At 64.6% G+C, this 26518-nt stretch carries 29 protein-coding genes; 19 read left to right on the forward strand and 10 right to left on the reverse strand.

The window, feature by feature from the left end; all coding sequences use genetic code 11:
• Window positions 1-16: 16 nt before the first annotated feature.
• A complete protein-coding gene (locus P0X85_RS10625) occupies window positions 17-457 on the reverse strand; it encodes a DUF1810 domain-containing protein (protein WP_275812652.1) in 441 nt (146 codons plus the stop codon).
• Between the two features lie 235 nt (window positions 458-692).
• On the opposite strand from P0X85_RS10625, the gene P0X85_RS10630 reads away from it, so the two are divergent.
• Window positions 693-1367, forward strand: a complete 675-nt coding sequence (locus P0X85_RS10630; RefSeq protein ID WP_275812655.1) for a DUF5343 domain-containing protein — start codon at window positions 693-695, stop codon at window positions 1365-1367.
• Between the two features lie 4 nt (window positions 1368-1371).
• Window positions 1372-1839, forward strand: coding sequence for a TIGR02391 family protein (locus P0X85_RS10635; protein WP_275812659.1), 468 nt, complete (start codon window positions 1372-1374; stop codon window positions 1837-1839).
• Window positions 1840-1860: 21 nt separating this feature from the next.
• Here the strand turns inward: P0X85_RS10635 and thyX are convergent, their stop codons facing one another.
• Window positions 1861-2775, reverse strand: a complete 915-nt coding sequence (thyX, locus tag P0X85_RS10640; protein ID WP_275812662.1) for an FAD-dependent thymidylate synthase — start codon at window positions 2773-2775, stop codon at window positions 1861-1863.
• 251 nt (window positions 2776-3026) lie between these two features.
• Here thyX and P0X85_RS10645 point away from each other — a divergent pair, with 251 nt between their 5' ends.
• The 3 genes from P0X85_RS10645 to P0X85_RS10655 are packed head-to-tail and all read left to right on the forward strand — an operon-like array spanning window position 3027 to window position 5940.
• Window positions 3027-3974, forward strand: coding sequence for a thymidylate synthase (locus P0X85_RS10645; RefSeq protein ID WP_275812665.1), 948 nt, complete (start codon window positions 3027-3029; stop codon window positions 3972-3974).
• 13 nt (window positions 3975-3987) lie between these two features.
• A complete protein-coding gene (locus P0X85_RS10650) occupies window positions 3988-5454 on the forward strand; it encodes a tetratricopeptide repeat protein (protein WP_275812669.1) in 1467 nt (488 codons plus the stop codon).
• A 51-nt stretch (window positions 5455-5505) separates the two neighbouring features.
• Entirely contained in the window at window positions 5506-5940 is a 435-nt protein-coding gene (locus P0X85_RS10655; RefSeq protein WP_275812672.1) for a VOC family protein, read from the forward strand.
• Here the strand turns inward: P0X85_RS10655 and pth are convergent, their stop codons facing one another.
• Entirely contained in the window at window positions 5941-6633 is a 693-nt protein-coding gene (gene pth / locus P0X85_RS10660) for an aminoacyl-tRNA hydrolase (protein WP_275812675.1), read from the reverse strand. It abuts the gene before it with no gap.
• 160 nt (window positions 6634-6793) lie between these two features.
• Window positions 6794-7417, reverse strand: a complete 624-nt coding sequence (locus tag P0X85_RS10665; RefSeq protein ID WP_275812678.1) for a 50S ribosomal protein L25/general stress protein Ctc — start codon at window positions 7415-7417, stop codon at window positions 6794-6796.
• Between the two features lie 238 nt (window positions 7418-7655).
• On the opposite strand from P0X85_RS10665, the gene P0X85_RS10670 reads away from it, so the two are divergent.
• The gene (locus P0X85_RS10670) at window positions 7656-8402 is read left to right on the forward strand and encodes an NERD domain-containing protein (protein ID WP_275812681.1); all 747 of its coding nucleotides are present in this window, start codon (window positions 7656-7658) and stop codon (window positions 8400-8402) included.
• 27 nt (window positions 8403-8429) lie between these two features.
• Here P0X85_RS10670 and P0X85_RS10675 read toward each other — a convergent pair whose 3' ends face one another.
• The gene (locus P0X85_RS10675) at window positions 8430-9593 is read right to left on the reverse strand and encodes an alpha-hydroxy acid oxidase (protein WP_275812684.1); all 1164 of its coding nucleotides are present in this window, start codon (window positions 9591-9593) and stop codon (window positions 8430-8432) included.
• 156 nt (window positions 9594-9749) lie between these two features.
• Here P0X85_RS10675 and P0X85_RS10680 point away from each other — a divergent pair, with 156 nt between their 5' ends.
• Window positions 9750-10529: a ZIP family metal transporter gene (locus P0X85_RS10680; protein ID WP_275812687.1), complete on the forward strand. Its 780-nt coding sequence runs from the start codon at window positions 9750-9752 to the stop codon at window positions 10527-10529.
• Between the two features lie 177 nt (window positions 10530-10706).
• Here P0X85_RS10680 and trpA read toward each other — a convergent pair whose 3' ends face one another.
• Both trpA and P0X85_RS10690 read right to left on the reverse strand, forming a co-directional pair.
• Window positions 10707-11498 (reverse strand): tryptophan synthase subunit alpha, encoded by a 792-nt coding sequence (trpA, locus tag P0X85_RS10685; protein ID WP_275812691.1) that lies wholly within the window; start codon window positions 11496-11498, stop codon window positions 10707-10709.
• Between the two features lie 76 nt (window positions 11499-11574).
• Window positions 11575-11997: a VOC family protein gene (locus P0X85_RS10690; protein ID WP_275812695.1), complete on the reverse strand. Its 423-nt coding sequence runs from the start codon at window positions 11995-11997 to the stop codon at window positions 11575-11577.
• A 117-nt stretch (window positions 11998-12114) separates the two neighbouring features.
• Here P0X85_RS10690 and ychF point away from each other — a divergent pair, with 117 nt between their 5' ends.
• On the forward strand, window positions 12115-13212 hold the full coding sequence (gene ychF / locus P0X85_RS10695) for a redox-regulated ATPase YchF (RefSeq protein ID WP_275812698.1): 1098 nt from the start codon (window positions 12115-12117) through the stop codon (window positions 13210-13212).
• A 90-nt stretch (window positions 13213-13302) separates the two neighbouring features.
• On the opposite strand, the gene P0X85_RS10700 is transcribed toward ychF, so the two are convergent.
• Both P0X85_RS10700 and P0X85_RS10705 read right to left on the reverse strand, forming a co-directional pair.
• A complete protein-coding gene (locus P0X85_RS10700; RefSeq protein WP_275812702.1) occupies window positions 13303-14016 on the reverse strand; it encodes a hypothetical protein in 714 nt (237 codons plus the stop codon).
• A gap of 185 nt (window positions 14017-14201) precedes the next feature.
• On the reverse strand, window positions 14202-14690 hold the full coding sequence (locus P0X85_RS10705; protein WP_275812705.1) for a cupin domain-containing protein: 489 nt from the start codon (window positions 14688-14690) through the stop codon (window positions 14202-14204).
• Between the two features lie 133 nt (window positions 14691-14823).
• Here P0X85_RS10705 and modA point away from each other — a divergent pair, with 133 nt between their 5' ends.
• The 8 genes from modA to P0X85_RS10745 all read left to right on the forward strand — a co-directional run bounded on the left by modA (window position 14824) and on the right by P0X85_RS10745 (window position 22284).
• The gene (gene modA / locus P0X85_RS10710) at window positions 14824-15582 is read left to right on the forward strand and encodes a molybdate ABC transporter substrate-binding protein (protein WP_275812709.1); all 759 of its coding nucleotides are present in this window, start codon (window positions 14824-14826) and stop codon (window positions 15580-15582) included.
• A 1-nt stretch (window position 15583) separates the two neighbouring features.
• Window positions 15584-16279, forward strand: coding sequence for a molybdate ABC transporter permease subunit (gene modB / locus P0X85_RS10715; protein WP_275812712.1), 696 nt, complete (start codon window positions 15584-15586; stop codon window positions 16277-16279).
• Entirely contained in the window at window positions 16276-17376 is a 1101-nt protein-coding gene (gene modC, locus P0X85_RS10720; protein ID WP_275812931.1) for a molybdenum ABC transporter ATP-binding protein, read from the forward strand. Before modB ends, modC begins: the two co-directional genes overlap by 4 nt.
• Before the next feature lie 161 nt (window positions 17377-17537).
• Entirely contained in the window at window positions 17538-18599 is a 1062-nt protein-coding gene (locus P0X85_RS10725; RefSeq protein WP_275812715.1) for a Hint domain-containing protein, read from the forward strand.
• Window positions 18600-18855: 256 nt separating this feature from the next.
• Window positions 18856-19476, forward strand: coding sequence for a 30S ribosomal protein S4 (gene rpsD, locus P0X85_RS10730; protein ID WP_275812719.1), 621 nt, complete (start codon window positions 18856-18858; stop codon window positions 19474-19476).
• A 194-nt stretch (window positions 19477-19670) separates the two neighbouring features.
• Window positions 19671-20759 carry a histidinol-phosphate transaminase gene (gene hisC / locus P0X85_RS10735; RefSeq protein WP_275812721.1) on the forward strand — a complete coding sequence of 363 codons (1089 nt, stop codon included), beginning with the start codon at window positions 19671-19673 and terminating at the stop codon, window positions 20757-20759.
• Window positions 20756-21685: a prephenate/arogenate dehydrogenase family protein gene (locus P0X85_RS10740; protein WP_275812724.1), complete on the forward strand. Its 930-nt coding sequence runs from the start codon at window positions 20756-20758 to the stop codon at window positions 21683-21685. The genes hisC and P0X85_RS10740 overlap by 4 nt, the downstream gene beginning before the upstream one ends.
• On the forward strand, window positions 21682-22284 hold the full coding sequence (locus P0X85_RS10745) for an extensin-like domain-containing protein (protein WP_275812727.1): 603 nt from the start codon (window positions 21682-21684) through the stop codon (window positions 22282-22284). The genes P0X85_RS10740 and P0X85_RS10745 overlap by 4 nt, the downstream gene beginning before the upstream one ends.
• On the opposite strand, the gene P0X85_RS10750 is transcribed toward P0X85_RS10745, so the two are convergent.
• Window positions 22285-23262: a DUF2125 domain-containing protein gene (locus tag P0X85_RS10750; RefSeq protein ID WP_275812731.1), complete on the reverse strand. Its 978-nt coding sequence runs from the start codon at window positions 23260-23262 to the stop codon at window positions 22285-22287. It lies immediately after the preceding gene.
• A gap of 62 nt (window positions 23263-23324) precedes the next feature.
• Between P0X85_RS10750 and P0X85_RS10755 the strand changes: the two genes are divergently transcribed.
• The 3 genes from P0X85_RS10755 (at window position 23325) to P0X85_RS10765 (ending at window position 26517) form a co-directional block, all read left to right on the forward strand.
• Window positions 23325-23858 carry a gamma-glutamylcyclotransferase gene (locus P0X85_RS10755; protein WP_275812734.1) on the forward strand — a complete coding sequence of 178 codons (534 nt, stop codon included), beginning with the start codon at window positions 23325-23327 and terminating at the stop codon, window positions 23856-23858.
• Window positions 23859-23931: 73 nt separating this feature from the next.
• Window positions 23932-25122 (forward strand): biopolymer transporter ExbB, encoded by a 1191-nt coding sequence (locus P0X85_RS10760; RefSeq protein WP_275812737.1) that lies wholly within the window; start codon window positions 23932-23934, stop codon window positions 25120-25122.
• Between the two features lie 3 nt (window positions 25123-25125).
• The gene (locus tag P0X85_RS10765) at window positions 25126-26517 is read left to right on the forward strand and encodes a peptidoglycan -binding protein (RefSeq protein ID WP_275812740.1); all 1392 of its coding nucleotides are present in this window, start codon (window positions 25126-25128) and stop codon (window positions 26515-26517) included.
• Window position 26518 lies beyond the last annotated feature (1 nt).

Here is a 26518-nt window from a genome sequence, read left to right on the forward strand (position 1 = left end):
CAGGCGGCCCGGCGCGTCAGGGCGCGGGGGCGGAGCGGTCCGGGGCAATCTCGGCCAAGGTCAGGGGACAGCGGGTGCCGCCGTAAAACCCGTCGAGCAGCGCCGTGAAGGGGGCGCGGGTGGCGGGGTCGCTGGCGGCGGCCTCAAACAGTGTCGCGCAGGAGCGCAGCTTGAGCGCGTCCACGGGGCCCATGATGTCCTCGGGCGGGGTGCCGCGATGGGCGAGGACGGCCTCTGTCGCCTCGATCAACCGGGCGCGCAGAACGGGGTCGGCAAGCCAGGCGCGGGCCTCGGCCAGATCGCGCAGGCCAAAGTCGATGGCGCGCGGGCTGCGGCCAAGGCTGGCCAGTTGCGGGAATATCCACCAAATCCAATGGGTGCGCTTGCGCCCCGCCCGCAGTTCCGCAAGGGCGGTCGGATAGTCACGGGCTTGGGGGGCGTGGAAGCGGTGGGTCATAAAGAAGTGGTAGTCCAATCAGTGAGTAGCCCGAAGCGAAATAAATTTGTTCTAGGGGCGCCATACGAAAGGGGGGAGCCTTCATGTTGCCGCGTGTACGGACGGTGACAAGCTCCTTGGCGATGCGGGCGCGAATTAATGTGCGTCAACAAGTAGTTGCCAAGCTATGGCCTAAGACTATAAATTGAGATCAATACTATAAGGCTTAAGCATCGAAAATTTAGGAGGGCAAGATTTGGCATCTCATCCATACATCTCGGGGGCCGGCAATATTTCGCAAATGATTGGTTTTCTGAGGAAGAACTTTCCTGCGACCGTTACGTCTGAAACAGTAAAGAAGTTTGGCTTAGCCTCGAACAATGAGAGTTACGTCATCAATGCTTTGCAATTCATCGGCGTTATCGACGAAGAGGGCAAGCGCACCAAGAAGGGGCAGGATGCATTTGTTCTCGGTGATGATGCCTTTCCCAGTGCTTTCGAGGGGCTCGTCAAGGAGGCTTATCACGACTTATTCGATCTGCGAGGCGATGATGCTTGGTCTCTAAGCAAGAGTGAGCTAACCTCATACTTTCGGACTACCGACAAAACAAGCGAAGTAATCGGCGGCAGGCAGGCTGGGGTGTTCATTACTTTCCGGGCGCTCGCCGGCCATGAGCATCCAAGCGATAAGCCCGCATCGACTACAACCAAACCCGCGTCCGCAGTGAAATCTAAACCGGCGGCATCAAAGAAGATGAATGCTTCAGCGGTAGGTGTTGCGACAAAAGTTAGCGACCAAGCCGATAAGAAAGAGCCGCGGCGAGATATGGCGTTGACCGTTCGAATTGAGATCAATCTGCCTGCAAACGGGACGCAAGAAACCTACGATGCGATCTTCAAGAGCATCAAGGCGAACCTAATTAATGATTAGTACTTTGGGCAAATTCGAAAATTTTGTGCGGAATGCCGGCCATCTAACTGATGAACCAACAGTGGAGAAGGAAGGCGGCGGGTCTCATCCGTTCGATGAGCGAAACATTCACCCTGAAATTGCTCGCGTTGCGCAGAAATTATTTGATAACGGTCACTATTCTCAGGCGACGTTTGAAACCTTCAAATACATCGACAATAAGGTCAAAAGACTTTCAAAGCTGAAAGAGAATGGTTTCAAATTAATGATGACCGCATTCAATGAGGCCAATCCTAAAATCAAGCTGACGGCTCTGTCCAACGAGAGTGAGATTGATGAGCAGTCCGGATATCGGTTCATTTTCGCGGGTGCCATGTCGGCAATTCGCAATCCGCGAGGTCACGAAAACCTAGTTGATCCAATCGACCTCTGTCTTGATCACCTGTCAGTTGCATCCGTCCTTCTGCGGCGCCTTGAAAAGACTGCGCCCTGATGGGCGCAGTCCAGTCATGCCTCACCCCCAAACCCCCATAAACTCCCGCCATTCGCCCTTGCTCATGCCAGAGCTCTCTTGCGTCACCTCTTCGCCGGCGAGTCGACGTTTCAGGACTTCCACCGCCTTGCCCGACAGGTTCTGACCGCCGAGGCGGTAGTCCTCGAAGGCCTCGTAGGCGGCGGGGACCCAGTCGCGGGTGATGTCGCACATGGTCTCGGCATAGACGCGGATTTCGTATTGCGCGTGGTGGTCGGCGCGCAGGCGCAGGAAGTGGAAGAGGTTGTGCAGGTCGATCTTCCAATACCACTGCGTGTAGATGTTGGCGGGCAGGTTCATGCGGGCGAGTTCGCGGGCGAGGCCGAGTTTGCCCGCCTCCGCGTCGGGGGTCAGCATGTCCTCGTAATGGTCGTAGCTGCGCATGGCGTCCTCGCGCAGGAGGTCGAGGACGCGCTGGGCCTCGGCGCCTTCGAGGACTTCGCCACGGCCCTGATTGTTCACGGTGGATTGCGCGGCGAGCGCGTCCGGGGCGGGGATGTAGAACTCGCGGTCGAGGATCGAGTAGCGGGCCGAGTATTCGTTCACGTTGGCGGTGCGGTGGCGGATCCACTGGCGGGCGACGAAGACCGGGAGTTTGACGTGGAACTTGACCTCGCACATCTCGAAGGGGGTCGAGTGCCAGTGGCGCATCAGGTAGCGGATCAGGCCGCGATCGTCCGAGACGGCCTTGGTGCCGCGGCCATAGGAGACGCGGGCGGCCTGACAGATGGCGGCGTCGTCGCCCATGTAGTCGATGACGCGGACGAGCCCGTGGTCGAGGACCGGGTGGGCGGTGTAGAGGCGCTCTTCCATGCCGGGCGAGACGGCGCGGCGCGTGGGCGCGGTGATCGCGCGCTGCTCTTCGATTTCGGCGAGCTGTTCGGGGGTGAGCGACATGGGGGCCTCCGGTCGTGAGATTCGGTTGCCACTATATCTGGCGCGGGGCGTTCACGGAACCGCGAGATGAGGTGGCGTGCGTGCGAAGTGTCGCAAGAGGGGCACGGGGGCGGGCGTTCTGGCGGGGCGGGGGGATGGTAAATTGACTTTTGGGCAGGTTTTCGGCACGTTTTCACATGAGGCATAATCCAAAGAGCGATTGAAAGCGGTCAACGGGTCAGGTGAGGCGTGATCTAAAGAAAGAAAACAATATGTCGAGCAAGCTATTGCCGTTCGCGGTTATTCTTCTTCTTGCGGCGTGCGATGGGGCCGCGCTGGTGGGGTCTTCGGGTGAAGGCACCGATGGTGAGACCGATGGCGGCGGCGACGGCGTGTCGGGCGAGGTTCCGGCGGCACTTGCGGTAAACATGCATTCCTTCGCCTATGATGGCACCTCGCTGGAGGTCGCGATCGAGGGCGGCGACAGTAACCCCGAGCTGGTGCAATATGATCGGGCGGCGGCGCTCGATCTGCCGGGCTATTCGGCCTATTCGATTCAGGAAGACGCGCTGGACCGCCTCTATGTGGCGCTGGTCGCGACGTCGCAGGACGGGTCGGTGACGGCGATCGCGGCGGGCGATGGCGGTCTGGACAACCGGTACTATGCGGGCGGGCTGTATCACCGGGAGGGGCAGTTCGACCGGCCTGAGATCGGGGCGAACGGTCTGGGCGGGCTGGTGTCCTATGCGGGCACCTATGCAGCGGTGACCAATGTGGACGCGCGGCAGGAGGGTGGGGCGGATGACATCGCGCTGCCGGTGGCCCCCGGAACGGACCCGGTGGTGATCCCGGCGCAACCCTCGCGGGTTGAGGGCGACATCTATCTCACCGCCGATTTCGGCGCGGATAACGTGGTCAGCGGGTCGATCTACGACCGCTCTCTGGTCGATGAAGGCATTCCTCTGCCCAACGTCATTCTGGTACCGACGAGCATCAACGACGATGGCACCTTCGAGGGTGGCGCGGAGGACGAGGGTCAAAACGCAATTGGCAGCTATGGCGGTATTTTCGGTGGTAATGACGCCCAGTCGGTCGGGGGCATCGTTCACCTGACGCAGTTTTCGGACCTTTACGAAAACGAGCAGGAGCACGGCGTTTTCGTTCTGACCCAATGTGGCCCGAACAATACGCTGCCGATCTGTGACAACGTTCTGCCGTGAGCCCTTGCGGGCGATGCGGAACTTTCTGACAGTCCTTCTGGCGACCGCCGCGCTGTTTGGTGCGGGGCAGGGCGGTGGCGCGGCCCTGGCCGAGGTGCCGTCCGGGGCGGCGGCGGGCGGCGCGCCGGGGCCGACAATGCGCGCCGACGAGGCGCCGACGCCGCTTGTGCAGCGGGCGGCGACTCTGGCAGCGGCCGAGGGCCGGCCGGCCGAAGCGCTGGCGCTGGCGGAGATATTGCTTCGACGTGATCCGAAGGACCCGCTGGCCCATTTCATCGTCGCGCGCATCATGGCGCAGACGCGCCAGACCGGGGTCGCCCGACAGGCCGCCGCCAAGGCTTTTCGCTATGCGGAAAGTCCGCGCCAGCATTACGAGGCCGCGCGGCTCTCGGCGCAGATCGCGCTGGGCGAGAACCGCATGCAGGCCGCGCAATACTGGGCGCGGCAGACGATCCAGCATGCCCCCGATGCGCGGTATCGGGCGCAGGGGGTGAACGACTACCGGCGCCTGCGCGCCACGAACCCGCTGCGCTGGCGGCTGAGCCTTGGGCTCAAGCCCTCCAACAACGTCAATGGCGGCGCGGATGAACGTTACAATGTCATCGACGGGTTCGACGCGGTCGGTATTCTGAGCGACGACGCGATGGCCTTGGGCGGGATTATCGGCACGGCGAGTTTCGGCGTCGATTACCGCGTTGCGCGCAGCGCGCGGAGCGAGACCTCGCTGGGGTTCACGGGCTATCTCAAGGCGGTAGAACTTTGGGGCGACCCGGTCGCGGAGGCTTTGGTTCCGCCCGGCGTCACGCCGCCGCCGCCGCGCCCGATCAGGAATTCGGATTTCAGTGCCGCCGCGTTCGGTTTGCGCGGGCAGCATGCTATGAGCCTTGGCAAAGGCGCGAGCCTGTCTTTTGCGGGTGAGCTGGGGCAGGTCTGGCAGGGCGGAGAGCCGTCCTATCGCTATCAGCAGATCTCGGCGCGGGGCGCGATGCCGGTCACGCAGGAGGCGCCGGAGCGGCCCGGGATCAGCGCCAGTTTCGGCGGGCTTCTGGAGCAGCGCGATTACGCGTCGAGTGCGCGCGAGGATATCCGCAGCTCGCTGGACCTTGGGCTGCGGCGCGGCAAAGTGGCCTTGGGCTTTGGGCTTTCGCAGACGCAATCCGACAGTATCAATGCGCGCAACTGGTCGGTTTCGGCCAATCTGCGCTATGAGCCGGACTGGACCATCGGGCCGATGCACATGTCGCTGGCCGCCGGTGCTTCGAAGACCGTTTACCCCTATTTCGTGGTGGTGATTTTCCATCCGCCCGGCGGGCGTCAGGACGAGACCATCTATGGCGAGCTGGGGCTATGGTCGCCAAAGATCGGCACGGCCGGGTTCTCGCCGGAGATGAAGCTGCGCGCGGTCCGGACCGAGAGCAATGTCAGCCGTTATTCGAACACCGAGGTGTCGGTGGCGCTGGGGTTGCGCTCGACCTTCTGACCCTTGCCGCCGGGCCGGGATGGCTTAGCTTGGGGGCAAAGGAGAGCAGGCATGACGATCGAATATCTGCATACGATGGTTCGGGTGAAGGACCTTGAGGCCTCGAAGGCGTTTTACGAATTGCTGGGGTTGCGCGAGCGGCGGCGGATCGACCATGAGGGGGGGCGGTTCACCTTGGTGTTCATGTGCCCGCCCGGACAGGACGATGGCCGCGCCGATGTGGAGCTGACCTATAACTGGGATGGCGATGAGGGGTTGCCCTCGGACAGCCGTCATTTCGGGCATCTGGCCTACCGGGTCGATGACATCTATGCGCTGTGCGAAAAGCTGCAGGCGGCGGGGGTGACGATCAACCGGCCGCCGCGCGACGGGCATATGGCCTTTGTGCGCTCGCCCGACAATGTCTCGGTGGAGTTGCTGCAAAAGGGCGAGGCGCTGCCGCCGAAGGAGCCGTGGGCCAGCATGGAGAATACCGGCCATTGGTAATCACTTGCGGAAGTGATCCTTGAGCTTGTCGAAGGGGCTGCGCGTATCGGTTGCAGCCTTTTCTTTTTGGGGTGCCGGGGCGGGCGGTGCGGTCTCGGGTTTGGCGGCGCCGGTGGAACTGCGCGGCGGGGCGGTGCGCAGGCTCACGGCGTTGAGGAATTTCGGGCCTTCGCCGGTGGCGAGGGCCGGCGCCCCGTCCGAGATCCCGCGCAGCAGGTCGTCGAGCATCCCGGCCTCGGCCTTGGCGAAGTCGGAGAGGACATAGGCCGCGACGCGGTTCTTGTCGCCCGGATGGCCGATGCCGAGGCGCACGCGGTCGTAATCGGGGCCGAGATGCGCGTGGATCGAGCGCAGCCCGTTATGGCCCGCGTGCCCGCCGCCGGTCTTCAGGCGGCATTTGCCCGGCGCGAGGTCGAGTTCATCGTGGAAGACGGTGATGTCGGGCGCGTCGATCTTGAAGAAATCGGCGGCGGCGCGGACGGATTGGCCGGAGAGGTTCATGAAGGTTTCCGGCTTGAGGAGCGTGACGCGGGTAGAGCCGAAGCGGCCTTCGCAGACCTGTCCCTGAAAGCGCGCGCGCCACGGGCCGAAGCCGTGATCGGCGGCGATCCGGTCGAGCGCCATGAAGCCGATATTGTGGCGGTTGCCCGCATATTTCGCGCCGGGATTGCCCAGACCGACCCAGAGTTTCATCGCGCCTCTCCTTTGGGGTGGTTTTAGCCGCGGTCGGGGCAGGGGGCCAGCCCCCTCGGCGCCTGCGGCACCTCTTGCCGGCGTATTAGCGGGTTTGGTGAGGTGGAGATGCAAACGGGGCCCCGAAGGGCCCCGCTGAATTCGATCGGGTGGGGGAGGATTATTCCTCGCCGCCCTCTTCGCCTTCGTCGGCTTCGTTGTCAGCCGAGCGCAGGCCCGACGGCGCGCCGATATTGGCGATCACGAAGTTACGCTCGACGGTCGGCTTGGCGCCGTTCACCAGCTCGACGTCGCCGATATGGATCACGTCGCCGATGTCGCGGCCGGTCAGGTCGACGACGATCTGCTCCGGAATGTCGCCTGCGAGCACGTTCAGTTCCACCTCGGGGCGGACCACGGTGAGGGTGCCGCCGCGCTTGAGGCCCGGTGCTTTCTCGTGGTTGATGAATTCAACATGCACGAACAGGTTGATGCGCGAGTTACGGTGCGTGCGCATGAAGTCGATATGCGTCGGCAGGTCCTTGACCACGTCCTTCTGCACGCCGCGGCAGATCACGCGCACGTCTTCCTGACCTTCGACCTTGAGGTTGAAGAGGGTGGACATGAAGCGGCCTTTGCGCAGGCGGGTCAGCAGCTTGTTGTAGTCGAAGCTGACCGGCATCGGGTCTTTACCGTCGCCATAGACGATACCGGGCACGCGGCCCTCACGACGTGCTTGCCGAGCGGCCCCCTTGCCCGTCCCCGAACGCACGACGGCTTCGATCGTTTCGATCTCTTTAGCCATTTTGGTGTTCTCCAAGTTAAAGTTCCGGGCCGCCTCCAAGGGTGTCGGGCCCATGAGCGTGCGCGGATAGTCGGAATCGGGCGGAAAGGCAAGGGGAAAGGGGGCTTTATGGTCCTGCAGTCTGAACAGCATCCTTCAAGTTCATCTGTCGATCCACTCGCAGCGACAGTTAGCAGTTTCGCTGCGGAGCAAGGAAGGATAAGCAGAGTTATCGTTTCAATAGGCACAGATTTTCATAATGACTTGGGAAATAGGTCTATTCGTTGCTCTCGTCGGCATCCTTTGGTTCATCCGGTCGCCGCGCTTCAAAGGCTGGGTTGGTGAAAAGCACATGGAGGCAACGCTCCGCAAGCGTCTTCCGGAGCAAGATTATCAGGTCTTGAATGATCTCATCCTGCGCACAGATGAGGGCACAACTCAGGTTGACCACGTGATTGTCTCACGCTTTGGAATTTTTGTCGTCGAAACCAAAAACATGAGGGGGTGGATATTTGGCGCCGCAGACCAGTCGAGCTGGACTCAGGTTGTCTATCGACGGAAGGAAAAATTTCAGAACCCTCTGAGACAAAACTACAAACACGCAAAGACCATTCAGGCCACGCTGGGCGTGGAGAAAGACAAGATATTCAATCTTGTGGCATTCGTTGGCCCTGCAGTCCCTAAGACCTCTATGCCTGATACGGTTTTTTGGGGCGCGCGAGCGTTGACACAATATGTTCTGGCTCAGAGGGCAGTCATTCTGGATGAGAGTGAGCTTGCTCGGGTGATGCAGGCATTCGATGGCGGCAGACTCGTTTCCAATTTGGAAAACCGTCGTGCGCATGTGAAGCATGTCAAGGCTTTGATTTCTGAACGCGCAGAAGAGCGCCCCCGATGCCCCACGTGCGGTGCCGCTCTGGTTGAGCGACACGCGCGCAAGACGGGTGAGCGATTTCTGGGGTGTTCGAGGTTCCCGAAGTGTCGGGGCATCAGAAGGATTACGTGAAACTTCAAACCTGGCGGGTGCCCCCCCTCACACGTAACTCTCCAGAAAATCCTTCGGCAGCAGCACGTTCTCGCGGCCAAGGTCCTGCACGCGTTTTTCGCCGCAGAGCGCCATCGAGATGTCGAGTTCCTTCTGGATCACCTCAAGCGCGCGGGTCACGCCGGGTTCGCCCATCGCGCCCAGCCCGTTGACATAGGCGCGCCCGATCATCGTGCCCTTGGCGCCCAAGGCCAGCGCCTTGAGCACGTCCTGACCCGAGCGGATACCGGAATCGAGCCAGACCTCGGTCTTGGTGCCGACCGCCTCGACGATCGAGGGCAGCATGCGGATCGAGCTGAGCGCGCCGTCGAGTTGCCGCCCGCCATGGTTCGACACCACGATCGCATCGGCGCCGACGGCGGCGGCCATCTCGGCGTCCTCGACATCGAGGATGCCCTTGAGGATCACCTTGCCGCCCCACATATCCATGAGCTTCTTAATCTTGTCCCAGTTCAGCGTGGGGTCGAATTTCTCGGCGGTCCAGGTCGAGAGCGAAGAGGGGTCGGAGACGCCCTCGACATGGCCCACGATATTGCCGAAGAAGCGCCGCTTGGTGCCGAGCATTTCAAGGCCCCATTGCCATTTCGTGGCGAGGTCCAACAGCACTGGCAGGGTGAATTTCGGCGGCGCGGTGAGGCCGTTCTTGAGGTCCTTGTGGCGCTGGCCGAGGATCTGAAGATCGACGGTAATCACCAGAGCCGAGCAACCTGCCGCCTTGGCGCGGTTGATGACATTGCGGTTAAACGTGTCGTCGTTGAGCGTGTAGATCTGAAACCAGAAGGGGGCGGAACTGTGCTCGGCCACGTCCTCGATCGAGCAGATCGACATGGTCGAGAGCGTGAAGGGGACGCCGAATTTGGCGGCGGCGCGCGCGGCCTTGATTTCACCATCGGCGCGCTGCATCCCCGTGAGCCCCACCGGCGCAAGCGCGACCGGCATCGCCACGTCCTGCCCGATCATCTGGCTGGCCGTCGAGCGGCCCGACATATCCACGGCCACTTTCTGGCGCAGGCGGATCTGCGCGAAATCGGAGGTGTTTTCGCGGAAGGTCTGTTCCGAGTAAGAGCCGCTCTCTGCATAGTCGTAGAACATCTTGGGCGTGCGTTTGCGGTGCAGGCGCTTGAGGTCCTCGATACAGGTAATGACGGGCATGGCGGCCTCCCTTGGCTGATTGGTTAGTTTGTGTTACCAATTTTGACGGGGCCGTGCAAACTTTTTCAGAGCGAAGCTGACCAATTCGCGGCTGCGGCATTCCGGCTTGTCATTTTGCGGGTTTTCGGGTCGAGTGCGCGCAAAGGGAGATCGCGGATGCAGGATATTCTTTACGGGCTGGGCGGCGGCATGGTCGCGGCGGCGGCGACCACGGCGGGGGCGATCCCGGCGCTGATCGGCAAGCGGATGAGCCAGCGGACATCGGATACGATGCTGGGCTTTGCGGCGGGCGTGATGCTGTCGGCCTCCTATTTCTCGCTGATCCTGCCGGGGATCGCGGCGGCGGAGGAGTTGCACAACTCGCTCTGGATCGCGGCGGCGATTGCCAGCGTGGGGATTGCGATTGGCGCGGGGTTCGTGGCGTGGCTGAACCGGACGCTGCCGCATGAACATTTCGAGACCGGCCCCGAGGGCGGTGCTGACCGCGCGGCACTGGCGCGGATCTGGCTCTTTGTGGTGGCGATCGCGATCCACAACTTCCCCGAGGGCCTGTCGATCGGGGTGGCATTCGGTGCGGCGGACAAGGCCAATGGTATCTCGGTGATGACCGGGATTTCCTTGCAGGACATTCCCGAGGGGCTCGCGGTGGCGGTGGCGTTGATCGGGCAGGGCTATACGCGGACGCGCGCCTTTGTCGTGACCATGATGACGGGGTTGGTGGAGCCGGTTGGCGCGCTTCTGGGCGCGGTGGCGGTGTCGTTCAGTGCGGAACTGCTGCCTTGGGGTCTGACCTTCGCGGCGGGGGCGATGCTCTATATCATCAGCCATGAAATCTTGCCGGAAACGCACCGCAACGGGCATCAGAACCGCGCGACGGCGGGGCTGCTTTTCGGTTTGATCCTGATGATGTTCCTTGACGTGACGCTGGCGGCCTGAGGTTGGGAGGGGGCGCTGCCCCCTCGCGCTGACGCGCTCACCCCCGGGATATTTCAGGCGATTGGAACAGCAGAGACCGCGTCTGCTTCCAATCGCGTCAAATATCCTCGGGGGGTGAATGGCGTAGCCAGAGGGGGGCAGACAGCCCCCCTTTTGCGGTCAGCCTCCTCAGCGCGCTCAGGCTTTATGCGCGCCTTCGGCGAGGGCGGCTACGGTGGCGAGCACTTCGGAGACGGGTTTGCCTTCGCCCACCAGTTTCACGATGGCCGAGCCCACGACGCAGCCATCGGCCACGCTGGCGATGGTGGTGGCGGCCTCGGGGGTGGTGATGCCGAAGCCCACGATCACGGGCAGATCGGTTTGCGATTTGATGCGGGCGACCTCGGGGCCGACTTCGGCGGCCTGGGCGGCTTGCGCGCCGGTGATGCCGGTGACCGAGACGTAATAGACGAAGCCCGAGGTGTTCTGGAGCACCTTCGGCAGGCGTTTATCGTCGGTGGTCGGCGTTGCGAGGCGGATGAAGTTCAGCCCGGCCTCTTTCGCGGGGATGCAGAGTTCGGCGTCTTCCTCGGGGGGCAGGTCGACGACGATCAGCCCGTCGATCCCGGCGGCTTTGGCATCCTCGAGGAACTTGTCCACGCCGCGGTTATAGATCGGGTTGTAGTAGCCCATCATCACCACGGGGGTGGTGGCGTCGCCTTTGCGGAACTCGGCCACCATGTCGAGCGTCTTTTGCAGCGTTTGGCCGCCATCGAGTGCGCGTTGGCCTGCAAGCTGGATCGTCGGGCCATCGGCCATCGGATCGGTAAAGGGCATGCCCAGTTCGATCACGTCGACGCCCGCCGCGGGCATCCCTTTCATCAGTTCGAGCGAGGTCTCCAGATCCGGGTCGCCCGCCATGATATAGGCCACGAAGGCTTTCTTCCCTTCCGCTTTGAGCGCGGCGAATTTGGCGTCGATCCGAGTCATGGCAGTCCCTTTGCATCCGTTCCCCGGGGTTTGCGCGATAGGCGCGGGAAAATCAATGGGCACAAAGGGGCGGGCGTCACATCAGGGGCGGGCCCATGATCATCCATGTCGTCCCGAACCGGTCGCGCAGCATTCCGAAGCCATCCGCCCAGAACGTGTCGCCGAAGGGCATCGCGATTTCCTGCGCACCCTCGGCGAGGGCGTCATAGATTGCCTGGGCGCTGGCGCGGGTCGGTTCGGAATGCGAGATCGAGACGGATTGTTGCGGGGCGCCGGGAAAGGCCTCGGGCGAGTCGGAGGCCATCAGGCAGCGCTCGCCCACGAGCAGCGTCGCATGCATCACCTTTTGCGCGTCCGCCTCGGTGATCGGGCCACTGTCTTCGCCGGGCGGCAGGTCCGCGTAGCGCATCATCTGAAGCTGGCCTCCGAACAGCGCCGCATAGAAGGTCATCGCCGCTTCGCAATTGCCCTGAAAGTGGATGTAGGGGTCGAAGCTCATGCCGGTATCCTCCCTGATCTCTGCCCAGCCTAGCATTTTCGAGGCCCCGAGTCCCCGCCCGCTTGCGCAGGTGCAAGGCAGCGCCTATGAAGCGGCAGCCGCAATCAGGAGGGCGATATGGGTTTCAAGATGGGCATCGTGGGTCTGCCGAATGTCGGCAAATCGACCCTGTTCAACGCGCTGACCAAGACGGCAGCGGCGCAGGCGGCGAACTTCCCCTTCTGCACGATAGAGCCGAATGTCGGCGAGGTCGCGGTGCCGGATGAGCGGCTTGAGCGGCTGGCGGCGATTGCGGGCTCCAAGGAGATCATCCCCACGCGGATGACCTTTGTCGATATCGCGGGCCTCGTGAAGGGCGCGTCCAAGGGGGAAGGTCTGGGCAACCAGTTCCTTGCCAATATCCGCGAGGTGGACGCCATCGCCCATGTGCTGCGGTGTTTCGAGGATGGCGACGTGACCCATGTCGAGGGCCGGGTCGATCCGGTCGCGGATGCCGAGACCATCGAGACCGAGCTGATGATCGCCGATCTTGAATCGCTCGAAAAGCGGCTGGCCAATATCCAGCGCAAGATCAATTCGGGCGACAAGCAGGCCAAGGAAGACGCGCGGCTGATGCTGGCGGCGAAAGAGGCGCTGGAGGCGGGCCGCCCGGCGCGCACCGTGACGGTCGCCGATGACGACCGCAAGGCGTGGAACATGCTGCAACTGCTGACCGCGAAGCCGGTGCTCTATGTGTGCAACGTCGAGGAAGAGAGCGCGGCCTCGGGCAATTCGAAATCCGAGGCGGTGGCCAAGATGGCGGCCGAGCAGGGCGCGGGCACGGTGGTGATCTCGGCCAAGATCGAGGAAGAGATTTCGCAGCTCGATGCCGAAGAGGCCGAGATGTTTTTGGGCGAGATGGGGCTGGAAGAGGCGGGTCTCGACCGGCTGATCCGCGCGGGCCATGACCTGCTCGGGCTTCAGACCTATTTCACCGTGGGCCCGAAAGAGGCGCGCGCCTGGACGATCCGCAAGGGCACGCTGGCACCGGCGGCGGCGGGGGTGATCCATGGCGATTTCGAGCGCGGCTTCATCCGCGCCGAGACCGTCGCCTATGACGATTACGTCGCCTACAAGGGCGAGGCGGGCGCGAAAGAGGCAGGCAAGTTCCGCGTCGAGGGCAAGACCTACGAGGTCAAGGACGGCGACGTTCTGCACTTCCTCTTTAATGCGTGAGGGGTTGAGCGGGGAGGAGCGGACGGTCGCTGCGGTTGCGCAGGGGCAGGCGGAAGGCGCAGTTTGTGGGCGGCGTGGACCCGTGCAAATCTACTTGCTTTCTAGAAGCAATTTTACAGCTCGCTTAGTAGCATTCACCGCGTCATAGCAAAGCCGGTACGCATCTTCTCCGGTGCCTGCTAGGTGAAAGCTGACCCATACTTCGCGGCGAATGGAAAGTTGGGGATCTTCGATTGGCATCTGCGTATGAGGGTTGACTGGAACCCCAGAAATCCGAACTCCGGCACCAAATGTCACGTTGTTCGGATTCCACCTTACAACCGAGTTTCCACTGTGGCCGACCGTCGTAACGATAGGTTGTTCGCGTCTGACTTGTGGCTCCAAGGCGGTGTGCTTTTTAGATGCCAGGTCCCGTATTCGCGCATATATTTCGTTCTCTTTTGCGGAAAATGGTTGGAGCGATCTTAGCGCGGCGTCCAAATCGGCGTCGATAGCACCAAGATCTTTCACTTTCCATTGCCCCATGCCTGATAGGTAACTGTCTTCGTTCTTGGCTGCAGGAAAATAACCCCCTCTTTTCGGCGGCTCTGATAGCTTGGGCAAAATCTTGGTCTCAAAGACCAAGGTCATGGTCTGATCTAGAATGTTGGCACATTTTTCTACTACCTCATGCGTAAGCACTAAAGCTTCATCGCTGATGCTTTTGTTCTCGAGGTCGCGTTTGTAAGCGATAGCCAGCTCTTCAAAGATTTTTTCGACCCGGAGAATCTGAGAATGGATCTGAGTTGAGCGCCGATCAATCATCTAATGCTCCTTAGGCTCGCTACGTTTCTATCGCTACTATAGAGAGCAACAAATTCCATAGGAAGGTGACGCGTCTTTCCGCAGAGGGTCGAGCTTTCCTACGGACCTACGCTGCGGCGGCGAAATCCCCCGCATGCGCAATGAGGTAAAAAGGGCTCAAAGCAGCCTCTCACTCCAATTTCTTCCTATTTCTTCGCGCCTGCCTGCACCTCTTCGATGGCGTCGTGATCGACCAGTTGCCACGGTAGGCCGGTGTTGCGGTAGATGCGTTTTTGCTGGTCGGGGTAGTCGCCCACGTCATGGGGCAGGCGCTGGCCCGCGACGATGAGGCGGAGTATCTCGGTGCCGGTGTTCTCGATGGCGTGGGGCAGGCCGCCCGCGCGGTAGCCGATGAAATCGCCGGGGCCGATGGCGTGGCGGGTCTCGCCGATCCGGGCGGTGCCGGTGCCCGCGAGGACGTAGACGCATTCGTCCTCGTGGTGATGGACATGGTATTCGGTGCTCAGATCGCCCGGCGCCACTTCGATGATGTGAAAGCCGAGCCCGGTGAGGCCGGTGCGGTCACCGAGCGACTTGTTCACGCGGCGCGCGCGCGGGTTGAGGAAGTGGGTCTTGTTGAGCCCCTCCATCGCGGCGATCTCGGCGGCGGTCAGCAGATAGGTCGGCTCGGTCATCGGCATGTCCTTTCGCGGCTCTGGGGGAGTGTGGACCCTGAAGGGGCGTGGCGCAATGGCGCGCAGAAAAGGCTTGCGCGGGCGGGTTGGCTGAGCGATATGTTTTGCGAAACATATTGCTTGGAGCGCCCCCATGTCCGGTCTTCGTCTTGCTCTTGCGGCGCTGTGTCTGATGCTGGCCGGGTCGGGTCTGGCGCGGGCCGAAACGGTCACGGTGTTTGCGGCTTCGAGCCTCAAGACCGCGCTCGAGGAGATCGCCGCGGGGTTTGGTGCGGAGACCGGGGATCAGGTGCGGCTGTCCTTTGCCGGGTCCTCGGCCATGGCGCGGCAGATCATGGCGGGGGCGCCGGCGGATCTGTTCCTTTCGGCCAATCCGGGCTGGATGGATGCGGTCGAGGCCGAGGGGCTGTTGGTGGCGGGCACGCGGCGGGATTTGCTGGGCAATGCGCTGGTGCTGATCGGGGCGCCGGACGGGCCGGAGGTGGGTCTGGGCGACGATCTGGCGGCGGTGCTGGGGGACGACCGGCTGGCGATGGCGCTGGTCGAGGCGGTTCCGGCGGGGATCTACGGCGAGGCGGCGCTGGAGGCGCTGGGCCAGTGGGAGGCATTGGCGCCGCGCGTGGCGCAGGCCGAGAATGTGCGCGCGGCGCTGGCGTTGGTGGCGACGGGGGCGGCCCCTTTGGGGATCGTCTATCGGTCGGATGCGCAGGCGGAGCCTCGGGTGCGGGTGCTGGATACATTTGCGGCGGACACGCACCCGCCGATCACCTATCCGGTGGCGCGGATCGCGGGGCGCGAGACCCCGGCGGCGGATGCGTTTCTGGCCTATCTGGGCGGCGAGGCCGCGCGGGCGGTGTTCACGCGCCACGGTTTTGATGTGATCGGTGAGTGAGATGGAGGGCTGGCTGGGACCAGAGCTGTGGCAGGCGGTGCGGCTGTCGATCCGGGTCTCGGCCTGGGCGACGGTCGTGGCGATGCCGCTGGCGCTGTTGACGGCCTGGGCGCTGGCGCGCTGGGCCTTTCCGGGCAAGCAGATCGTCAACGGGATCGTGCATTTGCCGCTGATCCTGCCGCCGGTGGTGACCGGGTATCTGTTGCTCGTGGTCTTGAGCCCGCGCGCGCCTGTGGGCGGGTTTCTGGCCGATCTGGGGATGGGGTTCGCCTTTCGCTGGACGGGCGCGGCGCTGGCGGCGGGGATCATGGGATTTCCGCTGATGGTGCGGGCGATCCGGCTTTCGCTGGAGGCGGTCGATCCGCGCCTTGAGGCGGCGGCGGCGACGCTGGGCGCGTCACGCATGCGGCGCTTTGCGACGATCACGCTGCCGCTGATCTTGCCGGGGATGCTGGCCGGTGCGGTGCTCGGTTTTGCGAAGGCGATGGGCGAGTTCGGCGCGACGATTACCTTCGTGTCGAACATTCCGGGCGAGACCCAGACCATGCCGCTGGCGATTTACGCGTTCTTGCAGGTGCCGGGGGGGGAAGACGCCGCGCTGCGCTTGGTGATCGTGTCGGTGGTGATTGCGATGGGGGCCTTGCTGGTGTCGGAATGGATCGCGCGGGCGCTGGCGCGGCGGGTGGCGGGCGCATGACGGTTTCGGTCGATCTGCGGCATCGGTTCGAGGGGTTCACGCTTGCGGCGCGGTTCGAGGCCCCGGCGGGGCTGACGGCGCTGTTCGGGCGCTCGGGGTCCGGCAAGAGCACGGTGGTCAATGCGGTGGCGGGGTTGCTGCGGCCCGATCATGCGCGGATCGAGATCGGCGGGCGGGTGCTGGCCGATACCGAGCGCGGCCTGTGGCTGCCGCCCGAGAAGCGCCGGATCGGCTATATCTTTCAGGATGCGCGGCTGTTTCCGCATATGAGTGTGCGGCAGAACCTCGATTACGGGCGCAAGCTGGCGCCGGTGCCGCCCGGACGCGCGGAGTTCGACCGGGTGGTGGGCATGCTGGGGCTGGAGGGGTTGCTTGCGCGGCGGCCCGCGCGGCTGTCGGGGGGGGAAACGTCACGGGTGGCGATCGGGCGCGCGCTTTTGGCGGGGCCGGAGATGATCCTTGCCGACGAGCCGCTGGCGGCGCTGGATGAGGCGCGCAAAGCCGAGATCCTGCCCTATTTCGAGCGGCTGCGCGACGAGCTGTCGATCCCGATCCTTTACGTGAGCCACGCCGCGGGCGAGGTGGCGCGGTTGGCGACCAGTGTCGTGGCCATCGAGGCGGGGCGGGTGAGCGGGCAGGGCTCGGCGGCGCAGATTTTGGGCGATCCGGGGCTGACGCCTTTGGGTGCGCGCGAGGCCGGTGCGATGCTGGAGGCGCGGGTGGTTGCGCATCACGCCGACGGGCTGAGCGAGGTTCAGGCCGGTGGGCAGGTGCTTTGGGTGCCGCGCGTGGACCGGCCCGAGGGCGCGGCGTTGCGGGTCCATGTGCGCGCGCAGGATGTGATGCTGGCACTGGTGCGGCCCGAGGGGATCTCGGCGCTGAACGTGATCCCGGCGGTGGTGCGCGATGTGCGGCCCGTGGGCGCGGACGGGGCGCTGGTGCAGCTTGGTGCGGGGATGGCGGGGGCGCAGAGCACGCTGCTGGCGCGGGTCACGGCGCGCTCGGTCTCGGCGCTTGGGTTGAGGTCGGGGCTGGAGTTGTTCGCAGTCCTCAAGGCGGTGTCGGTTGCACGCGATCAGGCGGCGAGACCCGACTGACCGCGCGCGAGGCGAGGCCGGGCATCGCGCGACGTTTTCCCCCTCCGGGCGTCGAATGTCATTTTCGTGAATAAAGGGGATTCACAAGCCGAATCACCCGTGTTAGCGTCGTCTTAATCAAGGGCCAAAAGGTCCATAAAATGAGGCGGGACATACAGGCAATGAAAACGGGCTATCAGGGCACGTTTGTCATCTCTTGGGCACAGACGGAACTCGACGGCGTTGTCGCGGCACCCCTTGCGGGCGTCACGGTCGGCGCCTGTTGGCGTTGGTGGGGAGAGCCTGTCCGTGTCGACGGTCCGCAGGATCTCTTGATCCTGTCGGGCGCAGAGGGCGAGGCGGAAATCCGGCAAAAGGCTGCGCGTATGGTGCGGCGTCTGGTGGGCGCGGCGGTCGCAGGGCGTGAGATCAACGCGGTCGAGCCGGAGATCATGGCCCCCGATCAGAGCTTTGCCGTCACCGATGGCTATCAGGTCTATATCGTCACGCTGATCGAATTGGAGGACGCGTCAGCGCGTCTGTTGATGTTCGCGGGGCGCATCCCGCCGGCCAATTGCGAGCTGTGGGTGGTCGAGCGCACGATCGACCTGCGGCCCGAGCCGCTGCGGATCGAGCAGCCGGGGGTGATCTGTTTCACGCCGGGCACGCTGATCGACACGCCGGACGGCAAGCGCCCGGTCGAGGCGCTGCGTCCGGGCGACCGGATCAGCACGCGCGACGATGGCGCGCAGGAATTGCTCTGGGTCGGCTCGCGCCGGATGACGGGCGCGCGGCTCTATGCGATGCCGCATCTGCGCCCGGTGCGTATCCGCGCGGGGGCCTTCGGGATCGGGCGGCCGACCGGAGACCTGCTGGTCTCGCCGCAGCACCGCATGCTGCTGCGCGGTCCGCAGGCGCGGGCGCTGTTCAATGAGGCGGAGGTGCTGGTGCAGGCCTGCGATCTGGTCAACGACCAGTCGGTGCGCATCGAGCAGGGCCTGCCGGAGGTGCATTACATCCATCTGATGCTGGAGCGCCATCAGGTGCTTTGGGCGAATGGGATGGAGACCGAGAGCTTCCATCCGGCCTCGACGGCGCTCGATATGATCGCGGAGGATCAGCGCGCGGGGCTTCTGGAGATCGTGCCGGATGCGGGCGAAGACCCGTTCAGCTATGGCGGTTACGCGCGGCGCGCGCTGCGGCGCTCGGAAGCGGCGATTTTGCGCCACGACTTCGCGGCCTGAGCGCGGTCACGCGCAAGGGGGCGCTGCCCCCTCTGGCGCTGGGCGCCATTCACCCCCGGGATATTTGCGGCAGAATGAGGGAGCGGGTGTTGACTCGCGCGGGGGCGGCTGTATAAGCCCGCCATCCCGGTAGCGCAGGCTGCCGGGGTATTCATTGGTGTTGGTGGACCCCGCGAGGGGAAACCTGTCGCCCGAAGCCCGCAAGGGTGGACGGAGGAGGACAACGCCCTTCGAACCCTAAAGAAGGAGATCAGCCGTGACCAAACGCACGTCTGCCAAGTACAAAATCGACCGCCGCATGGGCGAGAACATCTGGGGCCGCGCCAAGTCGCCGGTGAACCGCCGCGAATACGGCCCGGGTCAGCACGGCCAGCGCCGCAAGGCCAAGCTGTCGGACTTCGGTATCCAGCTGCGCGCCAAGCAGAAGCTGAAAGGCTACTACGGCGACCTGACCGAGAAACAATTCCGCCGCATCTACGCCGAAGCCGAGCGTGTGAAGGGCGATACCGGTGAAAACCTGATCGGTCTGCTCGAGCGCCGCCTCGATGCGATCGTTTACCGCGCGAAATTCGTGCCGACCGTCTTCGCTGCACGTCAGTTCGTGAACCACGGCCACGTGACCGTGAACGGCCAGCGCGTCAACATTCCGTCCTACCGCGTCAAAGAAGGCGACGTGATCGCCGTTCGTGACAAGTCGAAGCAAATGGCTCTGGTTCTGGAAGCCTCGCAATCCGCAGAGCGCGACGTTCCGGACTACCTCGATGTGGACCACTCGAAAATGACCGCTTCGTTCGTGCGCACGCCGTCGCTGTCGGACGTGCCCTACCCGGTCATGATGGAACCGAACCTGGTCGTCGAATTCTACGCGAAGAACTGATCTTCGCCGACACCTGCGAGTTCTGGAAAGGCCGTCCGGTTGGGCGGCCTTTTCGTTTGTCCGGCGCGGTCCTTCGGGGGCGACCTGTTGCGGGCGCGCGCCGGTTTGGGGCGCGGGCGTGCGGGCGCACTCAACTTGCGCTGGCATTGCGTCCCGCCGCCCGCTAGAAAGCGCCGAAGTACGAGGAAACCGACATGACCACGCAAATCCGTCCCCAGCCCGGCATCATGGATATCGCCCTTTACGAGGGCGGGCAGGCCCATGTCGCGGGCGTTTCGGATGCCATCAAGCTCAGCTCGAACGAGAACCCGTTCGGCTGTTCCGACAAGGCCAAGGAGGCGTTCCAGCGCGCGGGGCACAAGCTGCACCGCTATCCCAACACCGACCACGCCGGGCTGCGGCAGGCGATCGGTGATGTGCATGGGCTGGACCCGGACCGGATCATCTGCGGGGTCGGCTCGGATGAGATCATCCACTTCCTCTGTCAGGCCTATGCGGGCCCGCGCGACGAGGTGGTGTTCACCGAGCACGGCTTCCTGATGTATCGCATCTCGACCATGGCGGCGGGCGCGACCCCGGTGTCGGTGCCCGAGCGCGAGCGCACGACCGATGTCGATGCGATCCTTGCGGCCTGCACCAAGAAGACCAGGCTGGTTTTCATCGCCAATCCGAACAACCCCACCGGCACGATGATCGGGCTGGCCGAGTTGGAGCGGCTGGCGAAGGGGCTGCCGAAGCAGGCGATCCTCGTGATCGACGGGGCCTATGCGGAATATGTCGAGGGCTATGATGGCGGCGCCGAACTGGCGACGCGTCTGCCCAACGTGTTCATGACCCGGACCTTCTCGAAGATCTACGGGCTGGGCGGGTTGCGGATCGGCTGGGGCTATGGCCCGCGCGAGATCATCGACGTGCTTAACCGTATTCGCGGGCCGTTCAACATGTCGACGCCGCAGCTTGAGGTCGGCGAGGCGGCGGTGCGCGATCAGGATTGGGTCAAGCGCTGCCGCGACGACAATACCCGGCTGCGCGCCTGGCTGGCCGAGGCGCTGGCCGAGAAGGGCGTGCCGTCGGATACTTCGACGGCGAATTTCATCCTTGCGCGGTTTGCCTCGGAGGAAGAGGCGGCGGCCTGCGATACCTATCTCAAATCCGAGGGGCTGATCGTGCGGCGCGTGGCGGGGTACAACCTGCCCAACTGCCTGCGGATCACCGTGGGCGACGAGCCGTCCTGCCGCCGGGTCGCGCATTTGATCGGGCTGTTCAAGGCGGGCGCGGCATGAGCGTGATCTACGACCGGGTGGCGCTGATCGGGCTGGGGCTGATCGCCTCGTCCATCGCGCATGCGGTCAAGTGGAAGGGATTGGCGCGCGAAGTCGTGGGCCATGCGCGCTCGGCCGAGACGCGGGCGACGGCGCTGGAGATCGGGCTTTGTTCGGAGGTGTTCGAGACCGCGGCCGAGGCCGTGCGCGGCGCGGATCTGGTGATCCTCTGTGTGCCCGTGGGGGCGATGGATGCCATCGCCGCCGAGATCGCGCCGCATCTGAAGCCGGGTGCGACGGTGACCGATGTCGGCTCGGTCAAGCAGGCGGTGATCGACGCGGTCGGCCCGCATCTGCCCGAGGGCGTGCATTTCATCCCCGGTCACCCGCTGGCCGGGACCGAGCATTCGGGGCCGCGTGCGGGCTTTGCGACGCTGTTCGTCAACCGCTGGTGGCTTTTGACGCCGGTGGCGCAGAGCGAGCCCGACGCGGTCGCGCGGCTGCGCAGCTTCGTCGAGGCGATGGGCGCGAATGTCGAGGAGATGGACGCGCCGCATCATGATCTGGTGCTGGCCGTCACCTCGCACACGCCGCACCTGATCGCCTACACGATGGTGGGCGTGGCGGACCACCTGCGCCGCGTTTCGCAATCCGAAGTGATCAAGTTCTCGGCCTCGGGGTTTCGGGATTTCACGCGGATCGCGGCCTCCGACCCGGTGATGTGGCGCGATGTCTTCCTGACCAACAAGGAGGCGACGCTCGACATTCTGGGGCGGTTCACCGAGGAGTTGTTCATGTTGCAGCGCGCGATCCGGATGGGCGATGGCGACATGCTGCATGACTATTTTACCCGCACGCGCGCCATTCGCCGCGGCATCATCGAGGCCGGTCAGGACACCGACGCCCCCGATTTCGGGCGCGCGCCTGCACCGAAGCCGGGCGCATGAGGGCGGTCACGCTTCTGGCGCTGGCGGCGCTGGCCACGCAAATGTCCTGCGGGCGCAGCAAATCGGTGGATTACGCCTCATCCGGGATGCTTTGCGGTATTCCGGGGCTGGAGGGCGAGGCGATCGACCCGATCGAGGGGCGCGTGGATGGTTGCGGGCTTGAGGATGGGCTGTCGGTCACGGCGGTCTCCGGGGTGCGGCTGAGCACGCCCGCGCGGATCGACTGCACCACGGCGCGGGCGCTCAAGACCTGGGTCGATACCGGGATCAAGCCTGCGGTCGGCACGCGCGGTGGCGGGGTCAAGTCGCTGCGGATCGCGGCCTCCTATGTCTGCCGCCCGCGCAACTCGCAATCGGGCGCACGGATTTCCGAGCATGGGCGGGGGCGCGCGGTGGATGTGTCGGGGATTATCCTGCGCGACGGGTCGGAACTGACGGTCCTGCGCGACTGGACCAGGACGCCCAAGGTGATGAAGGCCGTGCACGGGTCGGCCTGCGGGCCGTTCGGGACGGTGCTCGGGCCGAAATCCGACCGCTTCCACCAAGACCATATCCATGTCGACACGGCCCGCTATCGGAGCGGGCCCTATTGCCGTTAATCACCAGAAGCGCGGCGCGGGGCCAAGGGCGAGCGGGCCGAGATAGGTCTTGCCGCCCCGGAAGCTGAGCGGCAACACGAGCGCGCCATCGGCGCTTTGCTGGGCGAGGCCCTGGGCGACGCTGCCGATCAGGATTTGCTGCTTGGCGGGGATCAACCCGCGCGCGATCGCCTCGGAAAGCCATGCCTGCCAGTCCTGCGTGCGCAGTTCCAGCGTGCCGTCCGGGTTGCCCGCGCGGTCGAGCGTGACCATGCCGGTCACATCGAGCCGCTTGCCGCCCCAGTCGAGATGCAGTCCGCGCAGGTCCACCTGTTGCGGGCGCGGCATCTCTCCGGCTTCGAGCGAGGCGCGGTCGAGGGGCGCGCGGAGTGCTGCGATGGCGTCGAGCGTCACCCGCGGGATCGGTGCGCCGAGCAGCAGGCTGTCCACGTCGAGCGCCTCAAGGCCGATCCGATAGGTCGGCGCGTTGGGCAGGTCTTCGAGCGGCGAGGCCTCGGCCAGGGCGGCGCGCAGCTGGCGGGCCTTGCCAAGGGGACCGAGGCCGGAGGCGGCGATCTCGGGGGCCTCGATCACGGCGGTGGCCTCGGCCAGCGGCAGGTCTGTGGCGAGGCCAAAGCGGGCGGAGGCGCGCATGTCCTCGTTGCGAATCTGGTAGCTCTGGCCGTCGAGTTGGAGTTCCTGCTCGGGCGGGAGCCATGCGATGATCGCGTTCGGGCGGTAGGAGAGGGCGAAGAGTTGGGCCACCGGGGCCGCCCATGCGATGCTCCCATCGGGGCTTTGCAGGCGCGGGCCGTCGAAGGTCAGATCGAACCGCGAGGGGAAGCCGGCAAGCGTGACCGCGCCCGCATCGCCCCAGCGATTGGCGCGCGCCTCGGTGAGGGCCGCACGCGCACCCGCCTCGACCGCCTGCGCGCCGACATACCAGTAGCCCGCATAAGCGGCGGCCAGAACCGCGACGACAGTGATGAGACGCTTCATGCCGGACCCTTTCCAAAACCTGCCCGCAGATGTAGAAGGTCAACCCGCAAAGGGAAAGCGCGATGACGAAACAGTTATGGATTTTCGGCTATGGGTCGCTGCTGTGGGACCCGGGGTTCGATCCGGCCGAGGCGGTGCAGGCCTGTGCGAAGGGCTGGCATCGCTCGTTCTGTATGCGCTCGATGGTGCATCGCGGAACGCCCGAAGCGCCGGGGCTGGTGCTGGCGCTCGATGCGGCCGAGGGTGCGATGTGTCACGGGATGGGCTTTGCCGTGCGCCCCGACGAGGAAGACCGCGTGATCGCCAAGTTGCGGGCGCGGGAGCTGGTGACGGACGCTTATCTGGAGCGGCGGATCGCGCTCGATCTGGTGGATGGGCGCGCGGTCGAGGCGGTGACCTATGTGATCGACAAGGCGCATCACCAGTATTGCGATCTGCCCTTGGCCGAGCAGGCGCGGATCATCGCGGGGGCGACGGGCGGGCGCGGGCCGAACCGTGACTACCTGTGGAACACCGCGCGGCATCTGCATGAGATGGGGCTGAACGACCCCGATCTCGACTGGCTGGCCGAAGAGGTGCGGATGCTGACGGCGTGATCGCCTTCGCCCTTGGCAAAGGGGGCGTGGCGCGCCTATCCTGCCCGCAATGAGGCAGGCAGAGAGGCCAGACATGCGCCCCCGCAGCGAGCGGTTCGAACCGCAATTTTCGCAACCCGTCCGGCAGATTACGCTGATGCTGATCGTGCTGGCCCTTGTGGGTCTGGGCGGTTGGTTCGCCTATGCGCGGGTGTTTCCGATCTTCCTTGCGAACCCCTGGCTGAACGGGCTGATCCTTGGGGTGTTCGTGGTGGGGCTGTTGTCCTGCTTCTGGCAGGTGTTCCAGCTTGTCAAAGCGGTGAACTGGATCGAGAGCTTTGCCGCCGACCGTCCGGGGCGGCCGAATTACACGCCGCCGCAGATGCTGGCGCCGTTGGCCGCGCTTTTGGGCGCGCGTGGGGTCTCGCGGCAGATCGCAACCTCTTCGGCGCGTTCGATCCTCGAATCCGTGGGAACGCGGATCGATGAGGCGCGAGACATCACGCGCTACGTCACCAACCTTTTGATTTTCCTTGGCCTTTTGGGCACGTTCTACGGGCTGGCGACGACCGTTCCGGCGGTGGTCGAGACGATCCGCTCGCTCGCGCCGCAGGAGGGCGAGAGCGGGATCGCGGTTTTCGACAACCTGATGACCGGGCTGGAGGCACAGCTGGGCGGCATGGGGACGGCGTTTTCCTCGTCGCTTCTGGGCCTTGCCGGCTCTTTGGTGGTGGGGTTGCTGGAGCTGTTCGCGACGCATGGGCAGAACCGCTTTTACCGTGAGCTGGAGGAATGGATTTCCTCGATCACGCGGCTCTCGTTTGCCGCTGCCGAAGGCGATGGCGAGGCGTCGGTCGTGGCCGAAATCCTCGACCACATGTCCGAGCAGATGCAAGGGCTTCAGGGGCTGTTCGCGCAAGCCGAGATGGGGCGCCAGGCGACCGATCAGCGGCTCGCGCATCTGGTCGAGGCGGTGTCTGTGCTCTCTGAGCGGATGGGGTCCGAAGTCGATGCCCGCGCGGCGCAATCGCTGAGTTTGCAGCGGATGGCCGAGGGGCAAGACCGGCTGACCGGGGCGCTCGAGGCCAATGCCATGGCGGTGGCGCAGCAGGAGGAAGAGCTTCAGACGCAGGCTGAATTGCGGATGCGGCTGCGCTCGATCGACACACAACTCTTGCGGCTGCTCGAAGAGATTTCGGCGGGACGGCAGGAAAGCATGGCGGAGCTGCGCAACGATTTCGCGGCGCTCACACGTGCGATTTTGGCGCGAAGCACGGGGAGCTGATCCATGGCGCTGGCGCGGCGGAACGGACAGAGGTTCTCGGCAACGATCTGGCCGGGCTTCGTCGATGCGATGACGGCGCTTTTGCTGGTGCTGATGTTCGTGCTGTCGATCTTCATGATCGTGCAATCGGTGCTGCGCGAGACGATCTCGACCAAGGAAAACGAGCTGTCGGCGCTGACCGAGCAGGTGGCGGGGCTGGCCGCGGCCTTGTCGCTGCGCGAGGCGGAGGTGAGCGATCTGACGGGGGCTTTGGGCGAGGCGCGCGAGCAGGCCAGCGCGCAGGCGAGCCTGATTGCCACGCTGACCTCGCAGCTTGAGGCGCGCGAGGGGGAGCTTGAGGCGGCGGGCCAGCGGATCACGGCGTTTGAGGCGCAGGTGGCCGCGCTTTTGACCGAGCGCGATGCGGCGCGCGATGAGGCGATTGCCCGGGCCGAGGAATTGCGGCTCGACCGCGCGACGATCGAGGAGCTGCGCGGCAAGTTGCAGGCCTCGGGCGACGAGTTGGCGGCGATGACGCTGGCGCTGGAGCAGGCGCGGGCCGATGCCGAGGAGACATTGACCCTTCTGGCGGCGGCGGAGGCGGCGAAAACCGATCTGGAGACGCGGCTGGATGTGCAACTGAGCGCGGCTGAGAAGGAGGCGGCGCTCAAGGCGGTGGCTGAGGCGGCGCTGGCCGAGGAGAAACAGCTTTCGACCGAGAACGCGCGCAAAGTGGCGCTGCTCAATGAGCAGATTGCGGCACTGCGCGGGCAGTTGGGCGAGTTGCAGGCGCTTCTGGACGATGCGCAGGCGCGCGACGCCTCGGCGCAGGTGCAGGTCGAGGCGCTTGGCTCGCAGTTGAACGCGGCGCTGGCGCAGGTGGCGGCAGAGCAGAAACGCCGCGCGGCGCTGGAAGAGGCGGCGCGGATCAAGGCCGAAGAGGAGGCCCGCGATCTGGCGCGCTATCGCTCGGAGTTCTTCGGGCGGCTGTCGGAATTGCTGGCCGGGCGCGAGGGCGTGCGCGTGGTGGGGGATCGGTTCGTGTTCTCGTCGGAGGTGCTGTTCGCGCCCGGCTCTGCGACGCTTTCGCCTGCGGGGCAGGGCCAGATCGCGCAGGTCACGCAGATGTTGCAGGACTTGGCCGGGCAGATCCCGCCCGAGATCGACTGGATCATCCGGGTCGACGGGCACACGGATGACGTGGCGCTGTCGGGGCAGGGTGAGTTTCGGGATAATTGGGAGCTGAGCCAGGCGCGGGCGCTGTCTGTGGTGCGCTATATGATCGACGATCTGGGCTTTGCACCGCGCCGCTTGGCCGCGACCGGGTTTGCGGAGTTCCGTCCGGTCATGGGGGGCACCAGCCCCGAGGCGCGGGCGGCGAACCGGCGGATCGAGCTGAAGCTGACCGAGCGCTGAG

This window comes from Pseudothioclava nitratireducens (genome assembly GCF_029210495.1).
GTDB lineage: Bacteria > Pseudomonadota > Alphaproteobacteria > Rhodobacterales > Rhodobacteraceae > Pseudothioclava > Pseudothioclava nitratireducens.

Excerpts from the sequence above, each read along its gene's own strand:
- P0X85_RS10625 (WP_275812652.1), bottom strand. The coding sequence starts at position 457 with ATGACCCACCGCTTCCACGCCCCCCAAGCCCGTGACTATCCGACCGCC.
- thyX (WP_275812662.1), bottom strand. The coding sequence starts at position 2,775 with ATGTCGCTCACCCCCGAACAGCTCGCCGAAATCGAAGAGCAGCGCGCG.
- P0X85_RS10645 (WP_275812665.1), top strand. The coding sequence starts at position 3,027 with ATGTCGAGCAAGCTATTGCCGTTCGCGGTTATTCTTCTTCTTGCGGCG.
- P0X85_RS10650 (WP_275812669.1), top strand. The coding sequence starts at position 3,988 with ATGCGGAACTTTCTGACAGTCCTTCTGGCGACCGCCGCGCTGTTTGGT.
- P0X85_RS10655 (WP_275812672.1), top strand. The coding sequence starts at position 5,506 with ATGACGATCGAATATCTGCATACGATGGTTCGGGTGAAGGACCTTGAG.
- pth (WP_275812675.1), bottom strand. The coding sequence starts at position 6,633 with ATGAAACTCTGGGTCGGTCTGGGCAATCCCGGCGCGAAATATGCGGGC.
- P0X85_RS10665 (WP_275812678.1), bottom strand. The coding sequence starts at position 7,417 with ATGGCTAAAGAGATCGAAACGATCGAAGCCGTCGTGCGTTCGGGGACG.
- P0X85_RS10670 (WP_275812681.1), top strand. The coding sequence starts at position 7,656 with ATGACTTGGGAAATAGGTCTATTCGTTGCTCTCGTCGGCATCCTTTGG.
- P0X85_RS10675 (WP_275812684.1), bottom strand. The coding sequence starts at position 9,593 with ATGCCCGTCATTACCTGTATCGAGGACCTCAAGCGCCTGCACCGCAAA.
- P0X85_RS10680 (WP_275812687.1), top strand. The coding sequence starts at position 9,750 with ATGCAGGATATTCTTTACGGGCTGGGCGGCGGCATGGTCGCGGCGGCG.
- trpA (WP_275812691.1), bottom strand. The coding sequence starts at position 11,498 with ATGACTCGGATCGACGCCAAATTCGCCGCGCTCAAAGCGGAAGGGAAG.
- P0X85_RS10690 (WP_275812695.1), bottom strand. The coding sequence starts at position 11,997 with ATGAGCTTCGACCCCTACATCCACTTTCAGGGCAATTGCGAAGCGGCG.
- ychF (WP_275812698.1), top strand. The coding sequence starts at position 12,115 with ATGGGTTTCAAGATGGGCATCGTGGGTCTGCCGAATGTCGGCAAATCG.
- P0X85_RS10700 (WP_275812702.1), bottom strand. The coding sequence starts at position 14,016 with ATGATTGATCGGCGCTCAACTCAGATCCATTCTCAGATTCTCCGGGTC.
- P0X85_RS10705 (WP_275812705.1), bottom strand. The coding sequence starts at position 14,690 with ATGACCGAGCCGACCTATCTGCTGACCGCCGCCGAGATCGCCGCGATG.
- modA (WP_275812709.1), top strand. The coding sequence starts at position 14,824 with ATGTCCGGTCTTCGTCTTGCTCTTGCGGCGCTGTGTCTGATGCTGGCC.
- modB (WP_275812712.1), top strand. The coding sequence starts at position 15,584 with ATGGAGGGCTGGCTGGGACCAGAGCTGTGGCAGGCGGTGCGGCTGTCG.
- modC (WP_275812931.1), top strand. The coding sequence starts at position 16,276 with ATGACGGTTTCGGTCGATCTGCGGCATCGGTTCGAGGGGTTCACGCTT.
- P0X85_RS10725 (WP_275812715.1), top strand. The coding sequence starts at position 17,538 with ATGAAAACGGGCTATCAGGGCACGTTTGTCATCTCTTGGGCACAGACG.
- hisC (WP_275812721.1), top strand. The coding sequence starts at position 19,671 with ATGACCACGCAAATCCGTCCCCAGCCCGGCATCATGGATATCGCCCTT.
- P0X85_RS10740 (WP_275812724.1), top strand. The coding sequence starts at position 20,756 with ATGAGCGTGATCTACGACCGGGTGGCGCTGATCGGGCTGGGGCTGATC.
- P0X85_RS10745 (WP_275812727.1), top strand. The coding sequence starts at position 21,682 with ATGAGGGCGGTCACGCTTCTGGCGCTGGCGGCGCTGGCCACGCAAATG.
- P0X85_RS10750 (WP_275812731.1), bottom strand. The coding sequence starts at position 23,262 with ATGAAGCGTCTCATCACTGTCGTCGCGGTTCTGGCCGCCGCTTATGCG.
- P0X85_RS10755 (WP_275812734.1), top strand. The coding sequence starts at position 23,325 with ATGACGAAACAGTTATGGATTTTCGGCTATGGGTCGCTGCTGTGGGAC.
- P0X85_RS10760 (WP_275812737.1), top strand. The coding sequence starts at position 23,932 with ATGCGCCCCCGCAGCGAGCGGTTCGAACCGCAATTTTCGCAACCCGTC.
- P0X85_RS10765 (WP_275812740.1), top strand. The coding sequence starts at position 25,126 with ATGGCGCTGGCGCGGCGGAACGGACAGAGGTTCTCGGCAACGATCTGG.